This window comes from Sandarakinorhabdus sp. DWP1-3-1 (genome assembly GCF_049896705.1).
GTDB lineage: Bacteria > Pseudomonadota > Alphaproteobacteria > Sphingomonadales > Sphingomonadaceae > Sandarakinorhabdus.
In genome coordinates this window covers 778,081-794,048 of record NZ_JAFCUV010000002.1, presented here as the reverse complement: position 1 = coordinate 794,048, position 15,968 = coordinate 778,081, and the positions used below count along the sequence as shown (strand labels likewise).

Here is a 15,968-nt window from a genome sequence, read left to right as displayed (position 1 = left end):
CAAAAGTTAACGCAAGCTTTCACTTTGTTGCGGCGCTGTTAGGACCATTTTCGATGCGGCGAACGAGAACTGCCACCAATTCGGACATCGATCCTGGCCATCCGTCGGCCGGGCGGCTGGTCATCGCCGTGCTGGCGGCGGCGGTCATCGCCAATCTCGTCCGCGGCTTCCTGCATCTCGGTACCGAAAGCTTCATTCTCGACGAGCTGTTCACGGCCTGGGTCATCGGCCCTGGCGGCGACGCCGGTGCGATGTTCGGGCGTGCCCTCGCCGATACCCATCCGCCACTCTATTACACGCTGCTGTTCGGCTATGCGGAGCTTGCCGGGCGGTCGGAGGCGGCGTTGCGCAGCCTCAGCGCCATCATCGGCGTCGCCACCATGCTACTGTTCTGGCTCGGCACCCGGCGCTGGTTCTCACCCGCCGCGCGGCTGTTCGCCATGGTGCTCGCCACGGGTTCCGAATATTGGCTGTACCAGATGCAGACGGCGCGATCCTATGCGCTGCTGTTCCTGCTGGCGACGGCGCTGCTGGTGCTGGCGCTGGCGCTGTTCGCCGCCGAAGAGGATGGCGACACCCGCCGGGCGCGACGCTGCTTTGCCGCGCTGGTGGGCATCAGCCTGGTCGCCGGCTTCACGCACTTTTACGGCATGCTGACCGCCATCGCGGTGTTCGGCACATTGTTCTACGGCCTGCCGCGCTGGCGCTGGCCGGCGCTGGCGGTGGCGGTGGGCCTCGCCGGCGTGCTGCTCGCCTATGTCGTGCTGGTGATGCGGCCGTCGACCGAGTTCGCCACCACCGGCAGCTGGATCCTCAACACGCCGGCCTGGTATTACGCCCAGTCACGCATCGCCCTGGCGCGGCCGCTGTGGCCCGGCGCCGTGCTGGCGCTGGTCGTGCTCGCGGGACTGGCATTGTGGCGGCGGCCGCGGCTGGCCGGTCTGTGGCCACAACGGTTCGAGCCGCGGCTGATCACCGTCACCGTACCGGTGTTGCTGGCGCTGGCGGCGGTCGCCTCCTCGCTGCTCGTCTCGCCGAGCTTCACGGCGCGCAACATCCTTGTCGCGCTGCCTTTTGCCTGGGGGGCGGCGGCGCTGCTGTTCGACAGCGCCCGCATCGGCGACCGGCGGCGGCTGGCGCTGTTCGCCACCCTGTTCGCCGCGACCGCGTTGTGGAACCAGTGGCAGCCGCGGCCGCCGATGAAGACGCCGTTCCGCCAGAGCGCGCGCTGGCTGGCAACCGAGAGTGGCTGCGCCGGGCGTACCCTGCCGGTGCTCGTCGACGCGCCGATCTTCCGCACCCCGGCGATCGCCGCGCGCCAGGCCGAGGCCGACTATGGCCATTATCTGGGCGACGCGATCGACGTCCGCGGCTTCGCCCTCGCCGATGTGCTGGCGCGGCGCCCGGTGCCGGCCAGCGGCTGCCGCGTCATCGCCTGGGGGGCACATTACGTTACGCGCGCCAATGTCGGCGCGGTGGCGACGGCGCTGGCGGCGACCCAGGGCGGCACGGTGACGACGCTGACCTTTGGCGACCGCGCGCCGGCCTATGTGTTCCTGTCGGCGCCGTGACGGGACCGCGCCTTGTCGGGCGGCGGCGCGGCTGTTAGTCAGGCGCCGATTGGTCCGGTGTCACGGCGCCATGGACGGGAGTTGAGCGATGGACCGGGCCGAATTCGATCAGTTCGCTGACGAATATCTGTCGCAGCACCGCAACAACATCGCGGTGACCGGCGAAGACCCCGAATTCTTTGCCGAATACAAGATCGCCGTGGTTAGGAAGCTGCTCGATGCCGCCGCCGTCGTGCCGCGCCGGATCGTCGATTTCGGATCGGGCATCGGTGCGTCCATGCCGTTCTTCGGCAAATATTTCCCGTCGGCCGCGCTGACCTGTGCCGATGCCTCGCCGCGCAGCCTGGAACTGGCGGCGGCGCGTTTCCCCGACGGCGCCTTTGCCGAAGTCGCCGACAATCGCGTGCCCGCCGCCGACGGCAGCTTCGACCTGGCGTTCTCGGCCTGCGTCTTTCACCACATCGACCATGCCGAGCATGTCCATTGGCTCGGCGAGCTCAACCGTGTCACCGCACCCGGCGGCCGGCTCGCCATCTTCGAGCATAATCCGTACAATCCGCTGACGGTGCGCGCCGTCAACACCTGCCCGTTCGACATCAATGCCCGGCTGATCCGCGCGTCGAACCTCGTCAAGGCGGCAAAGGCGGCCGGCTGGAAGTCGCCGGAAATCCGCTATCACATCTTTTTCCCGCGGGCGCTGGCGGCGCTGCGCGGGTTGGAGCCGAGCCTGTCCTGGCTGCCGCTGGGCGGCCAATATTCGTTGCTGGCGCACAAATAGCCGATGCGCTTCGTGCGTTTCCTGATCGTCGGGGTGCTCAACAGCGCGGTCGGGCTGGCGCTGATCTATGCGGCGATGGCGCTGGGCGCCGATTATCGCGTCGCCAATGCCATCGGCTATGCCGGCGGCATCCTGATTTCCTTCGTCGTCAACCGCGGCTGGACCTTTGCGCACGATGGCGACTGGCGCGCCAGCTTCGCGCGCTGGCTGGTCGTCGTCGGCGTCGCCTATGCGGCGCAGTTCGCGGCTGTCGTCTGGCTGCACGGCCTGGGGGTCGACGCCCGCATCGCCCAGGCGCTCGGCGTGCCGATCTATACCGTGCTGGCGTTCCTCGGCGCCCGGCGCTTTGCCTTTCCCGACCGGGCTGCCGGATGAGCCTGCGCCCGCCGCCGAGTCTCGGCCTGGTCCTGCCCTGCTACAACGAGGCCGAGGTGCTGCCCGAAACGGCGCGGCAGCTGGCGGTGCTGCTCGATGCGTTGCAGGCCGAGGGGCGCATCGCCTCGGCGCGGGTCTATTTCGTCGATGATGGCTCGCGCGATGCGACCTGGTCGCTGATCGAGGACGTGGCCCGCGCCGACCCGCGCTTTTCGGGGCTGAAGCTGTCGCGCAACCGCGGCCACCAGAATGCGCTGATGGCCGGGCTGGCGACGGCGCGGCAGGATGCGGTCATCAGCCTCGATGCCGATCTGCAGGACGATCCGAACGTCATCGGTGCCATGGTCGACGCCTATCGCGGCGGCGCCGAGATCGTGCTCGGCGTGCGCAACGACCGGACTAGCGACAGCGTGTTCAAGCGGTCGACGGCGCGCGGCTATTACCGGTTCCTCCACGGGCTGGGCGTCGACATCGTTGCCGACCATGCCGATTACCGGTTGATGAGCGCCCGGGCGCTGCAGGCGCTGGCCGGCTATACCGAGGTCAACCTTTTCCTGCGCGCACTGGTGCCGCAATTGGGCTTCAGCGTCGCCACCGTGCCCTATCGCCGGGCCGAACGCTTTGCGGGGGAATCGAAATATCCGCTCCGGAAGATGCTCGGTTTTGCCTTCGAAGGGGTGACGTCGTTCTCGACGCGGCCGCTGCGGCTGATCACCATGATCGGCATCGCGGTGTCGAGCGTGTCGTTCTTCCTGGCGCTGTGGGCGCTGGTCACCGCGGTGTTCATGCGCTCGACGGTGCCGGGCTGGGCGTCCACCGTGGTGCCGATCTACTTCATCTGCGGGGTGCAATTGCTCTGCGTCGGCATCATCGGCGAATATGTCGGCAAGATCTATCTGGAGACCAAGCGCCGGCCGCGCTTCATCGTCGATCGCAACCTCGACGATGGCCCCGGGGCATGACGCGGCTCGAACGCTGGCTGGCGGCGCGCGAGACGCTGGCGCTGTGGAGCATCCTGGTTGTCGGCTTCGTCTTCCGCCTCGGCTGGCTGTTCCTGCGGCCGGAGGAGCGGCTGCGCCCGCATGAATCCGAAATGTGGCGCGTCGCGGTCGCCTTTGCCCGGACCGGCACGCTCGCCGACGCCTATCGCCCGGGCAGCGGCATCAGCAGCCATGTCGGGCCGTTCAACACCATCCTCGCCGGAATGGTCTATCGCGTCTTCGGCGTCGGCACGCTGCCGTCCGAGCTGATCATGGCGGTCGGCGCGGCGGCGGTGGCGGCGGCGCTGTTCTGGGCGCTGTACCGGGTCGCCGCGGAGCTGGGCATTCCCATCGTGCCGCGGCTGGCGGCGCTCGCCTTCCTCAGCCTGCTGCCGCTGAATTTCTATTTCGAGGTCGTCGACTTCCGCATCCGCGAGGCGGCGTTCGGCGCGATGATCGCCGCGGTCGGCCTGTTGTGGCTGCTGCGCATCGACAAGGCCTGCGCCGCCGGCGTGCCGCTGACGATGCGGTGGCTGGCGATATTCGCGCTGCTCGCCGCCTTTGCCTTCCTGATCAATCCCGGCCTGTCGCTGGGGCTGTATGCCGGCATCGCGATCGTCGCGCTGCGCCACTTGGCCGTGCGCGACTGGCTGCCCGGCGTCGCTGTCGGCCTGGCTGCGCTGGTCGTCATCAACGGCGCCTGGGTGATCCGCAACTGGGAGGTCTATCACCGCATCATGCCGTCGCGCGGCAATTTCGGGCTGGAACTGGCCATCGGCAACCACCCGGCCGCGGTCACCCCCGCCGATGCCCGCGCCGTGTTCAATGCGCGGATGCAGGCGATCCATCCGGCGTTCGGCGCCGGGGCGCTGGCCCGGCTGAAGAGCTATCCCAGCGACGTCGCCTATTTCGACGTCGTCGGCGCCGAGGCCAAGGCCTGGATCGCCGACCACCCCGGCGATTTCGCGCGGCTGTCGCTGCGCCATCTGCGCGAGCTGTATTTCCCGCCGGCCTGGCAATGGAACCTTTATGCCGACAGCCCGGCGCGCGGCGTCGTCGTCAAGCAGGCGCTGAAATGGGCGATCGCCGCGCTCGGGCTGGCGATGCTGCTCGTCGGGCTGTTCGAACGGCCGCGGCAATGGCTGTTCGTCGCCTTTGCGCTGGCCTTTCCGACGGCGCTCTACATGATCGTGCAGCCGACATTGCGCTATCGCTATGTGCTGGAGGGGCTGCTGGTGTTTCTCGCCGCCGCACTGGTCTGGCGCCTGGTGTCGGTGCTGGTCACGCGGCTTGCGCCGGCGCGGGCGGCGTGACATCGCATCATCCCATGTTGCGTATCGCCGTCATCATCCCCTGCTATAACGAGGAAGCGGCGATCGCCCGGACGGTGACGGATTTCCGCGCCGCGCTGCCCGATGCCGAGGTCTATGTCTATGACAACAACTCGTCGGACCGCACCCGCGAGGTTGCCGCCGCCGCCGGTGCCGTCGTCAGGACCGAACGTCAGCAGGGCAAAGGCGCCGTCGTCCGCCGCATGTTTGCCGATATCGATGCCGATATCTATGTGATGACCGACGGCGATGCGACCTATGAGGCCGCCGCCGCGCCGCGCCTGGTGCAATTGCTCATCGACGAGCGGCTCGACATGGTCGTGGGTGCCCGGCAGACCGACGCCGACGCCGCCTATCGCCGTGGCCACCAGTTCGGCAACAAGCTGCTGACCGGGCTGCTGACGCGGATGTTCGGCCGCTCGTTCAGCGATATCCTGACCGGTTACCGGGTATTTTCGCGGCGTTTCGTCAAGAGCTTCCCGATCCTCACCGCCGGCTTCGAGATCGAGACCGAGATCAGCGCCCATGCGCTCGAACTCGCCATGCCGACCGCCGAATTGCCGACAGCCTATGGCGCCCGGCCCGAAGGATCGGTGTCAAAGCTGAACACCTATGCCGATGGCTGGCGCATCCTCAACACCATGGTGACGATGTACCGCGCCGAGCGGCCGGTGATCTTTTTCGGCATCATCGCCGGGCTGCTGCTGGCGGCGGCGGTGATCCTCGCGGTGCCGCTGGTGACGACCTATCTGGCGACCGGGCTGGTGCCGCGCTTCCCGACGGCGATCCTTGTCACCGGCATCGTCATCGTCGCGGTGCTGGCGTTCTTTGCCGGGCTGATCCTCGACACGGTGACGCGCGGCCGGCGCGAGATGAAGCGCCTGGTCTATCTGCAGCAGCCGGCCCCCGGTGACCCGGCGCCGCGCTGAACGAAGGCGATATCCCGATGACCCCGATCCTTCACCATTACGCCGCCTCGCCCTTTGCCGAGCTGGTGCGCGTCGGTTTCGGCGTGAAGGCCATGGCCTGGCAATCGGTCATCGTATCGAACATCCTGCCCAAGCCCGGCCAGGCCGAGCTGACCGGCGGCTATGTCCGCACGCCGGTGCTGCAGATCGGCGCCGACATCTATTGCGACACCGCCGCCATCCTGCCGGCGCTGGAGGGGCTGCAGCCCGACCCCAGCTTTTACCCGGCGCCGCTGGGCACGCTGCACAAGGTCATCGCCAGCTGGGCCGGCGGGCCGCAGTTCATGGCGCACGTCGGCGCGGCGATGGGGTCGATGCCGGCCGGCGCGATGGGGGAAGGCTTCATCGAAGACCGCAAGCGGCGCTTCGGCCTCGACATGGCGCAGCTCGGCAAGGCGACGCCGCACCTGACTGCACAGGCAATGACGGCGGCGTGCTGGCTCGACGCGACGTTGTCGGATGGCCGGGCCTTTGTCGGCGGCGACGCGCCGGGCCATGCCGACCTCGCCCTTTACGCCAACATCTGGTTCGTCCGCGCCATTCCCTTTGCCCGGGACGCTGCCGACGGCATGTTCGCGCTGCCGGCGCTGGCCGCCTGGTTCGCGCGCGTCGAAGCCATCGGCCATGGCACGCGCACCGAGATTTCCGAAGACGACGCCATTGCGATCGCGGCGGCGGCCGAACCGATGCCGGTCAGTGGCCGGATCGATGCGCCGTTCACGGCGGGCCAGACTGTGCTGGTCAAGACCGATGGCTCGGGCGACCCGCCGGTGGCCGGGCGACTGGCACGGCTCGACCCGACGGGCATCGTCGTGCTGCGCGAAGGCGCCCAGTGCGGCACGGTCGCGGTGCATTTCCCGCGGCTGGGGCAGATGGTGCTGCCGGGTTAGCGCGGGGGCGAAGCTGGCATTCTAGACCTGCTACCCCGGCGTAGGCCGGGGTGACGGTGTCGAGAGTGTGCGCCCTTGCGGGCAAGGCAACCATCACGCTGCCTGCGCGACGCCCTGGCAGCACGCAGGCCGCCCGCCTGTCAGCCCAGTTCGCCCTCGAGCCAGCTCTTCAGCTGCGATTTCGGCGCGGCGCCGACCTTGGTGGCCACCGGTGCGCCGTTCTTGAACAGGATCATCGTCGGGATACCGCGCACGCCATAGCGGGTCGGCGCATCGGGATTGTCGTCGATGTTCAGCTTGACGATCTCGACGCCATCGAGTTCGGCGTTGATCTCCTCCAGCGCCGGGCCGATCTGGCGGCAGGGGCCGCACCATTCGGCCCAGAAATCGACGAGCACCGGCTTGTCGGCGCTGATGACATCGGCGTGGAAGCTGGCGTCGGTGATCTGCTTGGCGGCCATTGGGGAATCCTCTTCTATTCCGGTGAAATAGGCGCGGCGTCGGCGCCGTTCAACACAACATCGCCTTGGGGCGCGTGAAGCGCAACCATCGCATCGGGCAATTCGATCAGCGCCGGGCCTTCGGTATAGAGCAGCGCGGCGCGCACCGGCTTGCCCGGGAACACCCGCTGCAGCGCCGCGACATAGGCCGCCATCTGCTTCAGATGGTAAGGTTCGACCGCTTGTGCATCGGCCGGCACGCGGCGGCCGGTCTTGAAATCGACGACCAGCACATCATCGCCGATGACCAGCCGGTCGACGGTGCCGGCGATGACGGTGCCGCCGACAACCGCGGCGATCGGCGCCTCGGCCAGCGCGTCGGCGGCGAACACCGGGGCAAAGCGCGGATCGGCCATGATGCCGAGCACGGTGCCGGTCAGCTCGGCAGCGTCGAGTTCGGGCACGCTCATCCGGCACCAGGCTTCGCCGGCCATGCGGCGGCGATCGGCGGCGATTTCGGGCAGGCGTTCGAACAATGCGTGCAGCGCCTGGCCGCGGCGGGCGGCGGCGCGCGCCGCGGGTCCGGTCGGCGGCGCGGCGACATCGTCGGCGGCGATGGCCGACGGCGACAATGGCCGCGGCGGGCGGGCCTCCTGCGGTGCCGGCGCCACGGCCCAGTCGGGCAGGCTGCGGGCGTCGTCGGGGGTGATGACAGGCGTCACCGTCATGCGCGGTGCCGGGCGCCCCCGGGCATGGACCAGCGACGGCCCGTCCCAGGGGTCGAGATCGTCCTCGGTGGCGCCCAGCGTCTCCATCGCCGCCTTGATGTGGTGGTACCAGCTGTCCTCGGACGGCTCGGTCTGCTTGCCCGACAGCGCGCCGCCGACATACAGCAGGTCCTCCGCCCGGGTCAGCGCGACGTAGAGCAGCCGGCAATGCTCGCGCTCGGCGTCCTCGTCTTGCGCGTCGACGGCCGCGGCGAGCCGGCCGGTCAGATTCTTCCGGTCGGCGAGGAACACCGGCAGCGGCGGGCCGCGATCAAAGCTCATCATGACAGGCGCCTCGCGTTCCTTGCGGCGCGGCTTGCAGGTATCGGCGAGGATGACGACGGGCGCCTGCAGCCCCTTGGCGCCATGGACGGTCATCAGCCGCACCGCATCCAGCGGCGCATCGGGATCGCGCTTGATGTCGATGTCGTCGGCCTCCACCCAGGCGAGAAAGCCCTGCAGCGACGGCGCATTGGCGCTTTCGAAGGCCAGCGCCTGGTCGAGCACGGCGTCAATGGCGTCGCGCGCCTCCTCCCCCAGCCGTGCCAGCAGTTTCTGCCGTCCCTGCAGCGGCCCGGAAAGGATGCGTTCGAAAAATTCATAGGGCGCGGTGAAATCGGCGAGGCCGAGCACCTGGCCCAGCCATTCGGCGGCGGCGACCACCTGCGGATCGGCGCTGTCGCGAACCCGGTCCCACAGCGGCCCGGTGCGGCCATCGGCGAGCGCGAACAGTCGGTCATGGTCGAGCGCGACAAAGGGCGAGACCAGCAGCGTCGCCAGCGTCAGGTCGTCGCCCGGCTGCAGCGCGAAGCGGGCCAGCGCCAGCAGGTCGGCGACGGCGAGCGGATCGGTCAGCTTCAGCCGGTCGACACCGGCCACCGGCACGTCATGTTCGTGAAGCGCGGCAACGAGCGCGCCTGAAAAGGCGCTGCGGCTGCGCACCAGCACCAGGATATCCTGTGGGCCGACAGGCTTGCCGGTCGACGGCACCAGCATCGGCGCTGCCGGATCGAGCCAGCCGGCGATGGCGGCGGCGACATTGTGCGCCATGGTGATTTCCGCCTTCGGCGCCGGGCCGGACTCATCGTCGTCACCCTCCTCGTCGCCGGCCGGCAGCACCGGCGGCCACAGCGTCACGCGCCCGGCCTGGTTCTCGCGGTGCGGCTTGTGCGGCAGCACGCCGGCGCTGTCGAACGCCTCGGCCCCCAGCGTTTCGATAACGCCGTCGACGACATCGAGGACGGCGGCGACCGAGCGGAAATTGATGCTGAGGTCGACGATTTCCAGCATGTCGCCGGCGTCGGTGGCGAGGAGGCCGAAATCGTCGCGCTTGTCGCGGTAGACGGTCGGGTCGGCGCCCTGGAAGCCGAAGATCGATTGCTTGTAGTCGCCGACGACGAACAGCGTCCGCCGCGTGTCGCGGGCGCCGACGCCGGCAAAAAATTCGCCGATCAGCGCACGGACGATCTCCCATTGCCGCGAATTGGTGTCCTGCGCCTCATCGACCAGCACATGGTCGATGCGCTGGTCGAGCTTGTAGCGCACCCAGTCGGCGGCACCCGGGGCCAGCAGCAGGCGCTGGGCGGCGACGATCATGTCGTCGTAATCGACGACGCCTAGCCGCGCCTTGGCGACCTGCCAGTCCGCCGCCAGCCGTTTCCCGACGCGCAGGTGGCGGGCGGCATGGGCAGCGGCGGCATAGAGGCGCTGTTCGGCGCGGATGGCGATCAATTGGATTGCGAACTCAGTGTAGAAATCGTCAGCCCATGGGTCGCGGAGTGCCGCTTCCTTGCCCGGCATCTTGTCGCGAACGGTCTCCTTCTGGGTGAGGAATACATCGACCAGCGTATCGAGCGACGCGACCTTGTCGGTAGAACCCAGCCAAGCGAGCAACGAGACGAGCTTTGTAGTGGCGTTCTTGTGCCCATGCTCCATTGCGCCGGCCAGCCGGACCAGCCCGGCCATGTCGAAGCCCGCGACATGCGCCGCCAGCGCCGCCGCGCCATCGCCATCGGTCGGCAGGCCGAAACCCCTTCGCAGCATCGGCTCCATGCCCGGCGTCGCCAAACCGGCAAGCGCCTCGCCATGGCCCATCAGGCGGGCGGCAACCGCGCCCATGCGCTGTTCGCCGCCGGCGATGCTGATCTCGGCAAGGTCGGCGAGGAACGCGTCGTCGCCGTCGCGTGCCGCCGCTTCGATGGCCTCCGCCAGCAGCCGCCGGCGCAGCGCCATGCCGCCGCGATCGTCGAGGGTCGCAAAGCCCGGCGCCACCCCCGATTCGACCGGGAAGCCGGCGATCAGCCCCTGGGCAAAGGCGTGGATGGTCTGCACCGCCAGCCCGGCCGGGGCATCGAGCACCTGGGCGAACAACCGCCGGGCGCGGGCGACGGTGGCGTCGTCGGTGGCGGCACCGAGCGCGGCCAGGTCGCTCGCCAGCCCGTCGGCGTCGCAGCGCGCCCAGCGCGCCAGCCGGTCGAGGACGCGCTTCTGCATCTCGGCGGCGGCGAGTTTCGTAAAGGTCAGGCACAGGATCGCGTGCGGCGGCGTGCCGAGCAGCAGCAGGCGCAGCACCCGCGCCGACAGCACCTGGGTCTTGCCGGTGCCCGCCGACGCCGCGACCCAGGCGTGCAGGTCCGGCGTCGCGCCCAGCGCCTGTTCGCGTTTCAATGGCAGCAGTGCCTTGACGGGGCCGCTCATCGCCGCCGCCTCGGCCGGTCCTGCCATTCACGGACGCGCGCCAGATGGTCGAAATCGGTCCAGCCCATGCCGGGCACCACCTTGGGCCGGAAGGGGGTTTCGGCGAGCAGCAGCTCGGTCGTCAGCCGCTCGGCACCGTCCAGCACGAAGTCCTTGAACTGTTCGGCCGACATCGGCGGCTTGCCCTTCAGCGGGTCGACGATCTTGCCCGGGTCCTTGCCGCCCGACAGCTTCCAATAGGCGACCTCCTGCGGGTGACCCTTCACGACGCGGGTGCCGTCTTTCGTCCCCAGCCAGCCGCCGGCCGCCATCGCCAGCAGCAACCCCAGCTGGCTGGCAAAGCCGCCCTTCACCTCGGCGGCGGTCGGGGTCCGCCCGGTCTTGTAGTCGATGACGGCGAGGCCGTTGTCGTCGTGGCGGTCGATGCGATCGGCGCGACCCTTCAGCTCGATGCCGTTGGGCAGCGGCATGGTGCCGGCCGCCTCCGCCGCCGCCGGATACCAGCCCTCCGCCTCCCGCGCATGGACGGCAACGCCGGCCCAGAGCAGTCCGCGCCGGGCGCGCGGCGCCCACAGCGCGCGCAGCAGCGGGAACTGCTTCCCCTCCGCATCAAGCATCGCATCGGCGAGGCGTTCCAGCCGTTCGAGGCTGCCGCCGCCGCTCTTGATCCAGTCCTCCATGACGTCGTGGATGCGGTTGCCGCGCGTCGCCGCGGTCGGATCCTGGTCGAGCGGATCGAGCGGCTGCAGCCCGAGCATGCGCCGCGCATAAAAGGCGAAGGGATCACCCCTCAGCGTATCGACCTCGGTGACGCTGAGGCGGTGCGGGCGCCGGGCCAGCGGCGGGTTGGGCGCCGGCGCCTCGATGCGGGTGCGGACGCCGCGACTGTCGAGCCGGCGCGCCAGCAGCAGAAGGCGATCGTCGGCAGCGATTTCGGCAAAGGCGGTGAGCCGCAGCCAGAAGCGCGAGGCGACCAGCGGCGCGCTGGCGTCGCGGCGGGCGCGGGTCAGCAACACCTGCGCGGCGCCGAGCGCGCCGGTGAAATCCTGCGCCGCCAGGCCGATGGAGCGCGCCAGCCCGGGCAGGCCGAGCCGGTTGCGGATCGCCGGCGCCAGCCACGGGTCTGGCGACGGCCGGCCGGGCCAGGTGCCTTCGTTGAGGCCGCCGAGAATCATCAGGTCGGCGCGCTGCAACCGCGCCTCCAATGGCCCCAGGATGGCAAGGCGCGGATGGCCGCCATAGGCCGGGCGGACGGCGATGTCGGACAGCAGCGCGGCGACCAGTGCCGGGGCATCGTCGACCGGGAAGCGCCCGAAGCTGGCGCCGCCGCTTTCCAGCGCCTCCACCAAAGTCGCCAGCGCGCGCCCGTCGGTGCCCGCCCACAGCCGGTCGCCGCACAGCGCGTCGCCGACCTGGCGCAAGGCGCCGGCGAGCAGCGGCAGGTCGATCTCCGCCCGGTCGGCCAGCACCGCCAGCGGTTCAAGTTGCGTCGCCGCATCCTCCCACCAGGCGTTCAGCGCCGGGGCATCGTCGCGGCGGGTGTCGGCGAGCCAGCGGTCGAGCTGTTCCCCGATCGCCTCCAGCCCCGGCGGCGGCCGCACGCCGCGCACCGCCCGGTCGAGCAGTCGCACCGACCGCAGCCAGGGCAATCGCGGGTCGCCACTGTGGACCAGCGGGTGTTTCAGCACAGCCAGCAGTGCGACGGGGGCAAAGCCCTGCGCCATCGCCTCCACCAGCGCCAGCGCCAGCGCGCCGGGCGGGGTGATGCGCAGCGGCGTGCCGGCCGAATCATCGACCATCATGCCCCAGCGCCGGCAATGCGCCGCCACGCGCCGGGCGAGGCCGCGATCCGGGGTGACGAGCGCTGCGGTCTTGCCGGGCGTCGCCAGCGCCTCGCGCAGCGCAAGCGCGATGACCTGGGCTTCCTCCGCCGGCGTCGCCGCCTCGACGGCGCGGACAGTTTCGAAACCCGTGGTGGCGGTGCCGCCTGACCAGCCGTCGCCGGCATCGGCGGGTGCCATCGCCGCCATCACCTGGGGGGTGCGTGCCGCCGGCCCATCATTGCCGCTGGCGACACCCCAGTCGCGGACATCGGCGCGTTCCAGCGCCAGCCGCGCCAGCAGCGCCTTCAGCGCATATTGCGGATGCTCCTCGCTCTCCCGACCCTCATCGCCGGTGGCGCGGCAGCGGATCGCCGCCCAACGATCCTCGGCCGCCTCGGACAGGTCCATGTCGAGGCCGGGCAACACGATCATTCCGGCAGGCAGGCGCAGCACCGCGGCCAGCAGGCGCACCAGCGGCGGCGAGCTGCCGGTGACACCGGCGGCGACGACTAGCCCCGTGGGCGGCGTCGTGGCCCAGCGCGCCACCAGCGCATCGATCATCGCCGCGACGCGCGTGCCGCCATCGCTGCCGCCCACGGCATCGCGCGCCGGCGGCCAGTGGGTGATGACAAGATCGAGGAAGGCCAGGGTTTCCTGCCAATGGGTCGCCAGATCGGCATCCTCGACGACGGTGCGCAGCCGCTCGGGATCGATTTCCTCGGACAGCAGCGCGTCGAGCGTCTCGCACAGCGCATCGCCGAGGCGCAGCGCCTCCACCGCGCTGCGACCGATCTCGCGGCCGCCGGGCATGGCGCGGACGAGGCGCGCCAGCTCCAGCCGCCGCTGCAGCGGCGGCACCGCAGGCGCGATCGGGGTCTCGCCGCTGGCGAAGCGATCGAAGCTGTCGTCGCCGATGTCGCCAACCGGCGTCATGCGCGGCAACAATATGCCGCCATCCCCCGACAGGCGCACGAACGCATCGGTCAGCGCGCGGGCGGCCCGGCGGTTGGGGAGCAGCACATGGGTGCGGGCCAGCGCCAGCGGATCACCGGCGCAACGTGTCAGCAACCCCCGGGCCAGCGCGTCGACGAACGCGACGTGCGGGGGAATGGCAAAGATTTCAGGCTGTCGCAAGCAGCCCTTCCGTCTCGCCGACGCTGGCCGGCGTGCCGACATGGAACCACAGGCCCTGGTGGACGGCGCCGTACAGGCGATCCTGGGCCAGCGCCTTGTTCCAGGCGCGCCACACCGAGAAGGGCTCGGCGGGTTCGCCGTCGAAGAGGTGCTTCGCGATCAGCTGGATGCCCGAATAGACGAAGGGCGCGATGCGGAATTCGCCGCGCGGGCTGACGACGCCGGCCGGATCGAGATGGAAATCGCCGCGGCCGTCATAGCCGGTGGCGCGCGCCAGCGGCACCAGCAGCAGCAGCGCGTCCATCGCCGCCGGGTCCCAGCGCTGCGCCAGCAGGCGCAGCGTGTCGGCCGAACCGTCGATCCACATGTTGTCGGCGTTGATGACGAAGAACGGATCGGCATCGATCAGCGGCAGCGCCTTGACGACGCCGCCACCGGTTTCGAGCAGTTGCGCGCGCTCATCGGAGACGCGGATCGACAGCGGCCCTGGGCGAGCAGCGACCGCGGCGTCGATCTGGTCGGCGAAATAATGGGCGTTGACGACGGCCTGGGGAATGCCCGCCGCCTCCACCCGGTCGAGGGCGCGATCGAGCAGCGTGCGGCCGGCGACCTCCACCAGCGGCTTGGGCCGGGTCGCGGTCAGCGGTCGCATGCGCTTGCCGAGGCCGGCGGCCAGCACCATCGCGCTGCCCGGCATGGCGACATCGATGCGCGGGCGGATCGCCAAAGGAATCCTGGGCGGAACCCGCGTCGTCATGCGGCCACCTGGACACCATGGCGCGCCGACGGCGGCACATGGGCGGCGAACCACTCGGCGACCGGAACCAGCGCCGGACGTGACAGGTTGCGCGTCACCAGTTCCCACAGCCGCGGGTGGAAGGCGGGATAACCGGCCTTGCCGTCGCGCACGTACAGCCGGGTGAAGACGCCGAGGATCTTGATGTTCCGCTGGGCGCCGAGAATGTCATAGGCGGTGCGAAAGGCGGCTTCGTCGAGTTCCGGTCGCGCCGCGAGATAGCGGTCGAGCATCGCGGCCTCCAGTTCCGGCGACACGATGCGGCGAATGTCCTGCAGCAGCGAGGCCAGGTCATAGGCCGGGTGGCCAGCGAGCGCATCCTGGTAATCGAGCAGCCCCAGGCCACGCAGGCCGGGCCGGTCGATGACCATCAGGTTATCGGCGTGATAGTCGCGCAGTGTCAGCACGCGCGGGCCGGCGAGCACCGCCGGCCACAGCGATGCCCAGGCATCGTCATAGCCAGGCGCTTCACCCTCCTCGACGGCGGGCAGATACCAGTCCGGAAACAGCCGCGCCTCGCGCAGCAGTTCGGCCTCGTCATAGGGCGCCACGTCGACGGCGGGGTGGCGGTGCAGCGCGGCGAGGATATCGACCGCGGTTTCATAGACGGCGCGTTCGCGCGCCGGCGCGCGCGCCAGCAGCGGCGCGGCACGGTCGTCGCCGAAATCCTCAAGCAGGATCAGGCCCTGGTCGAGGTCGGTAGCGATGGGCTGGGGCGCCGAAAAGCCCAACGTGTCGAGCTGCTTGCCGATGGCGAGGAAGGGCCGCGAATCCTCCTTGTCGGGCGGGGCGTCCATCAGCACGGCGGTGCCGCCATCGGCGCCATGGACGCGGAAATAGCGCCGGAACGAGGCATCGCCGGCGAGCGGCGCGATGCGCGCACCGCCCCAGCCGTGCCGGGCCAGGAAGGCCGGTGCGGTTTCGGGCGGGATCATCTTGGGAGGGGTGGTGGCCACCGGCCCTCCCAAGCCTTGGGGGCGTTCCAAGTCAAGTGGCGAACAGCATCACCGCTGCCCGAAATGTGCAGCCGCAGCGCCTCGGCAGGCAGTCGGGCGCCCAGCCGCTCGGGCCATTCGATGACCAGCGCCGCATCGGTTTCGAACAGCCCGAGCGCGTCCGCATCGTCCGGGCCGTCGAGCCGGTACAGGTCGACATGCCAGACCGGCACCCGCACATCGGGTGGATCATAGCTTTGGACGAGCGTGTAGGTCGGTGACGGCACCTCCCCCGGCCAGCCGAGCGCCGCGATCAGCGCGCGGGCAAAGGTGGTTTTTCCGGCGCCGAGGTCACCGGAGAGCGCGACGACGTCGCCGGGGCGGAGCGCCTCCGCACATGAAAACGCCAGCGCGGCCATGGCGGCCTCGCTGGCGATGATCATTTCGGCATTGCTGGACATCCGCCCCGCCTATCTCGGCGGC

General features: G+C 70.0%; 13 protein-coding genes. 7 read left to right on the top strand and 6 right to left on the bottom strand.

Features of this window, described 5'->3' with window-relative positions:
* The first annotated feature begins 53 nt into the window (after positions 1–53).
* The 7 genes from ACP7AI_RS13315 (at position 54) to ACP7AI_RS13285 (ending at position 6,893) form a co-directional block, all read left to right on the top strand.
* Entirely contained in the window at positions 54–1,571 is a 1,518-nt protein-coding gene (locus tag ACP7AI_RS13315; protein ID WP_426168113.1) for a hypothetical protein, read from the top strand.
* 88 nt (positions 1,572–1,659) lie between these two features.
* Positions 1,660–2,349 carry a class I SAM-dependent methyltransferase gene (locus tag ACP7AI_RS13310; RefSeq protein ID WP_426168111.1) on the top strand — a complete coding sequence of 230 codons (690 nt, stop codon included), beginning with the start codon at positions 1,660–1,662 and terminating at the stop codon, positions 2,347–2,349.
* A gap of 3 nt (positions 2,350–2,352) precedes the next feature.
* Positions 2,353–2,724, top strand: coding sequence for a GtrA family protein (locus ACP7AI_RS13305; protein WP_426168109.1), 372 nt, complete (start codon positions 2,353–2,355; stop codon positions 2,722–2,724).
* On the top strand, positions 2,721–3,686 hold the full coding sequence (locus ACP7AI_RS13300; RefSeq protein WP_426168107.1) for a glycosyltransferase family 2 protein: 966 nt from the start codon (positions 2,721–2,723) through the stop codon (positions 3,684–3,686). The genes ACP7AI_RS13305 and ACP7AI_RS13300 overlap by 4 nt, the downstream gene beginning before the upstream one ends.
* Positions 3,683–5,017, top strand: coding sequence for a hypothetical protein (locus ACP7AI_RS13295; RefSeq protein WP_426168105.1), 1,335 nt, complete (start codon positions 3,683–3,685; stop codon positions 5,015–5,017). Before ACP7AI_RS13300 ends, ACP7AI_RS13295 begins: the two co-directional genes overlap by 4 nt.
* 14 nt (positions 5,018–5,031) lie before the next feature.
* Positions 5,032–5,964: a glycosyltransferase family 2 protein gene (locus ACP7AI_RS13290; protein WP_426168103.1), complete on the top strand. Its 933-nt coding sequence runs from the start codon at positions 5,032–5,034 to the stop codon at positions 5,962–5,964.
* A gap of 17 nt (positions 5,965–5,981) precedes the next feature.
* Positions 5,982–6,893, top strand: a complete 912-nt coding sequence (locus ACP7AI_RS13285) for a glutathione S-transferase family protein (RefSeq protein ID WP_426168101.1) — start codon at positions 5,982–5,984, stop codon at positions 6,891–6,893.
* 140 nt (positions 6,894–7,033) lie between these two features.
* On the opposite strand, the gene trxA is transcribed toward ACP7AI_RS13285, so the two are convergent.
* Genes trxA through tsaE form a run of 6 tightly spaced genes read right to left on the bottom strand, consistent with a single transcriptional unit; the run spans position 7,034 to position 15,946 of the window.
* Positions 7,034–7,354: a thioredoxin gene (trxA, locus tag ACP7AI_RS13280; protein WP_426168099.1), complete on the bottom strand. Its 321-nt coding sequence runs from the start codon at positions 7,352–7,354 to the stop codon at positions 7,034–7,036.
* A 14-nt stretch (positions 7,355–7,368) separates the two neighbouring features.
* Positions 7,369–10,797: a double-strand break repair helicase AddA gene (gene addA, locus ACP7AI_RS13275; protein WP_426168097.1), complete on the bottom strand. Its 3,429-nt coding sequence runs from the start codon at positions 10,795–10,797 to the stop codon at positions 7,369–7,371.
* Complete coding sequence (addB, locus tag ACP7AI_RS13270) at positions 10,794–13,754, bottom strand: double-strand break repair protein AddB (protein ID WP_426168095.1); 2,961 nt, start codon at positions 13,752–13,754, stop codon at positions 10,794–10,796. The genes addA and addB overlap by 4 nt, the downstream gene beginning before the upstream one ends.
* The gene (locus tag ACP7AI_RS13265; RefSeq protein WP_426168093.1) at positions 13,741–14,511 is read right to left on the bottom strand and encodes a nucleotidyltransferase family protein; all 771 of its coding nucleotides are present in this window, start codon (positions 14,509–14,511) and stop codon (positions 13,741–13,743) included. The genes addB and ACP7AI_RS13265 overlap by 14 nt, the downstream gene beginning before the upstream one ends.
* The gene (locus ACP7AI_RS13260) at positions 14,508–15,485 is read right to left on the bottom strand and encodes an aminoglycoside phosphotransferase family protein (RefSeq protein ID WP_426168353.1); all 978 of its coding nucleotides are present in this window, start codon (positions 15,483–15,485) and stop codon (positions 14,508–14,510) included. Before ACP7AI_RS13260 ends, ACP7AI_RS13265 begins: the two co-directional genes overlap by 4 nt.
* Positions 15,482–15,946 carry a tRNA (adenosine(37)-N6)-threonylcarbamoyltransferase complex ATPase subunit type 1 TsaE gene (gene tsaE / locus ACP7AI_RS13255; RefSeq protein WP_426168091.1) on the bottom strand — a complete coding sequence of 155 codons (465 nt, stop codon included), beginning with the start codon at positions 15,944–15,946 and terminating at the stop codon, positions 15,482–15,484. The genes ACP7AI_RS13260 and tsaE overlap by 4 nt, the downstream gene beginning before the upstream one ends.
* Positions 15,947–15,968 lie beyond the last annotated feature (22 nt).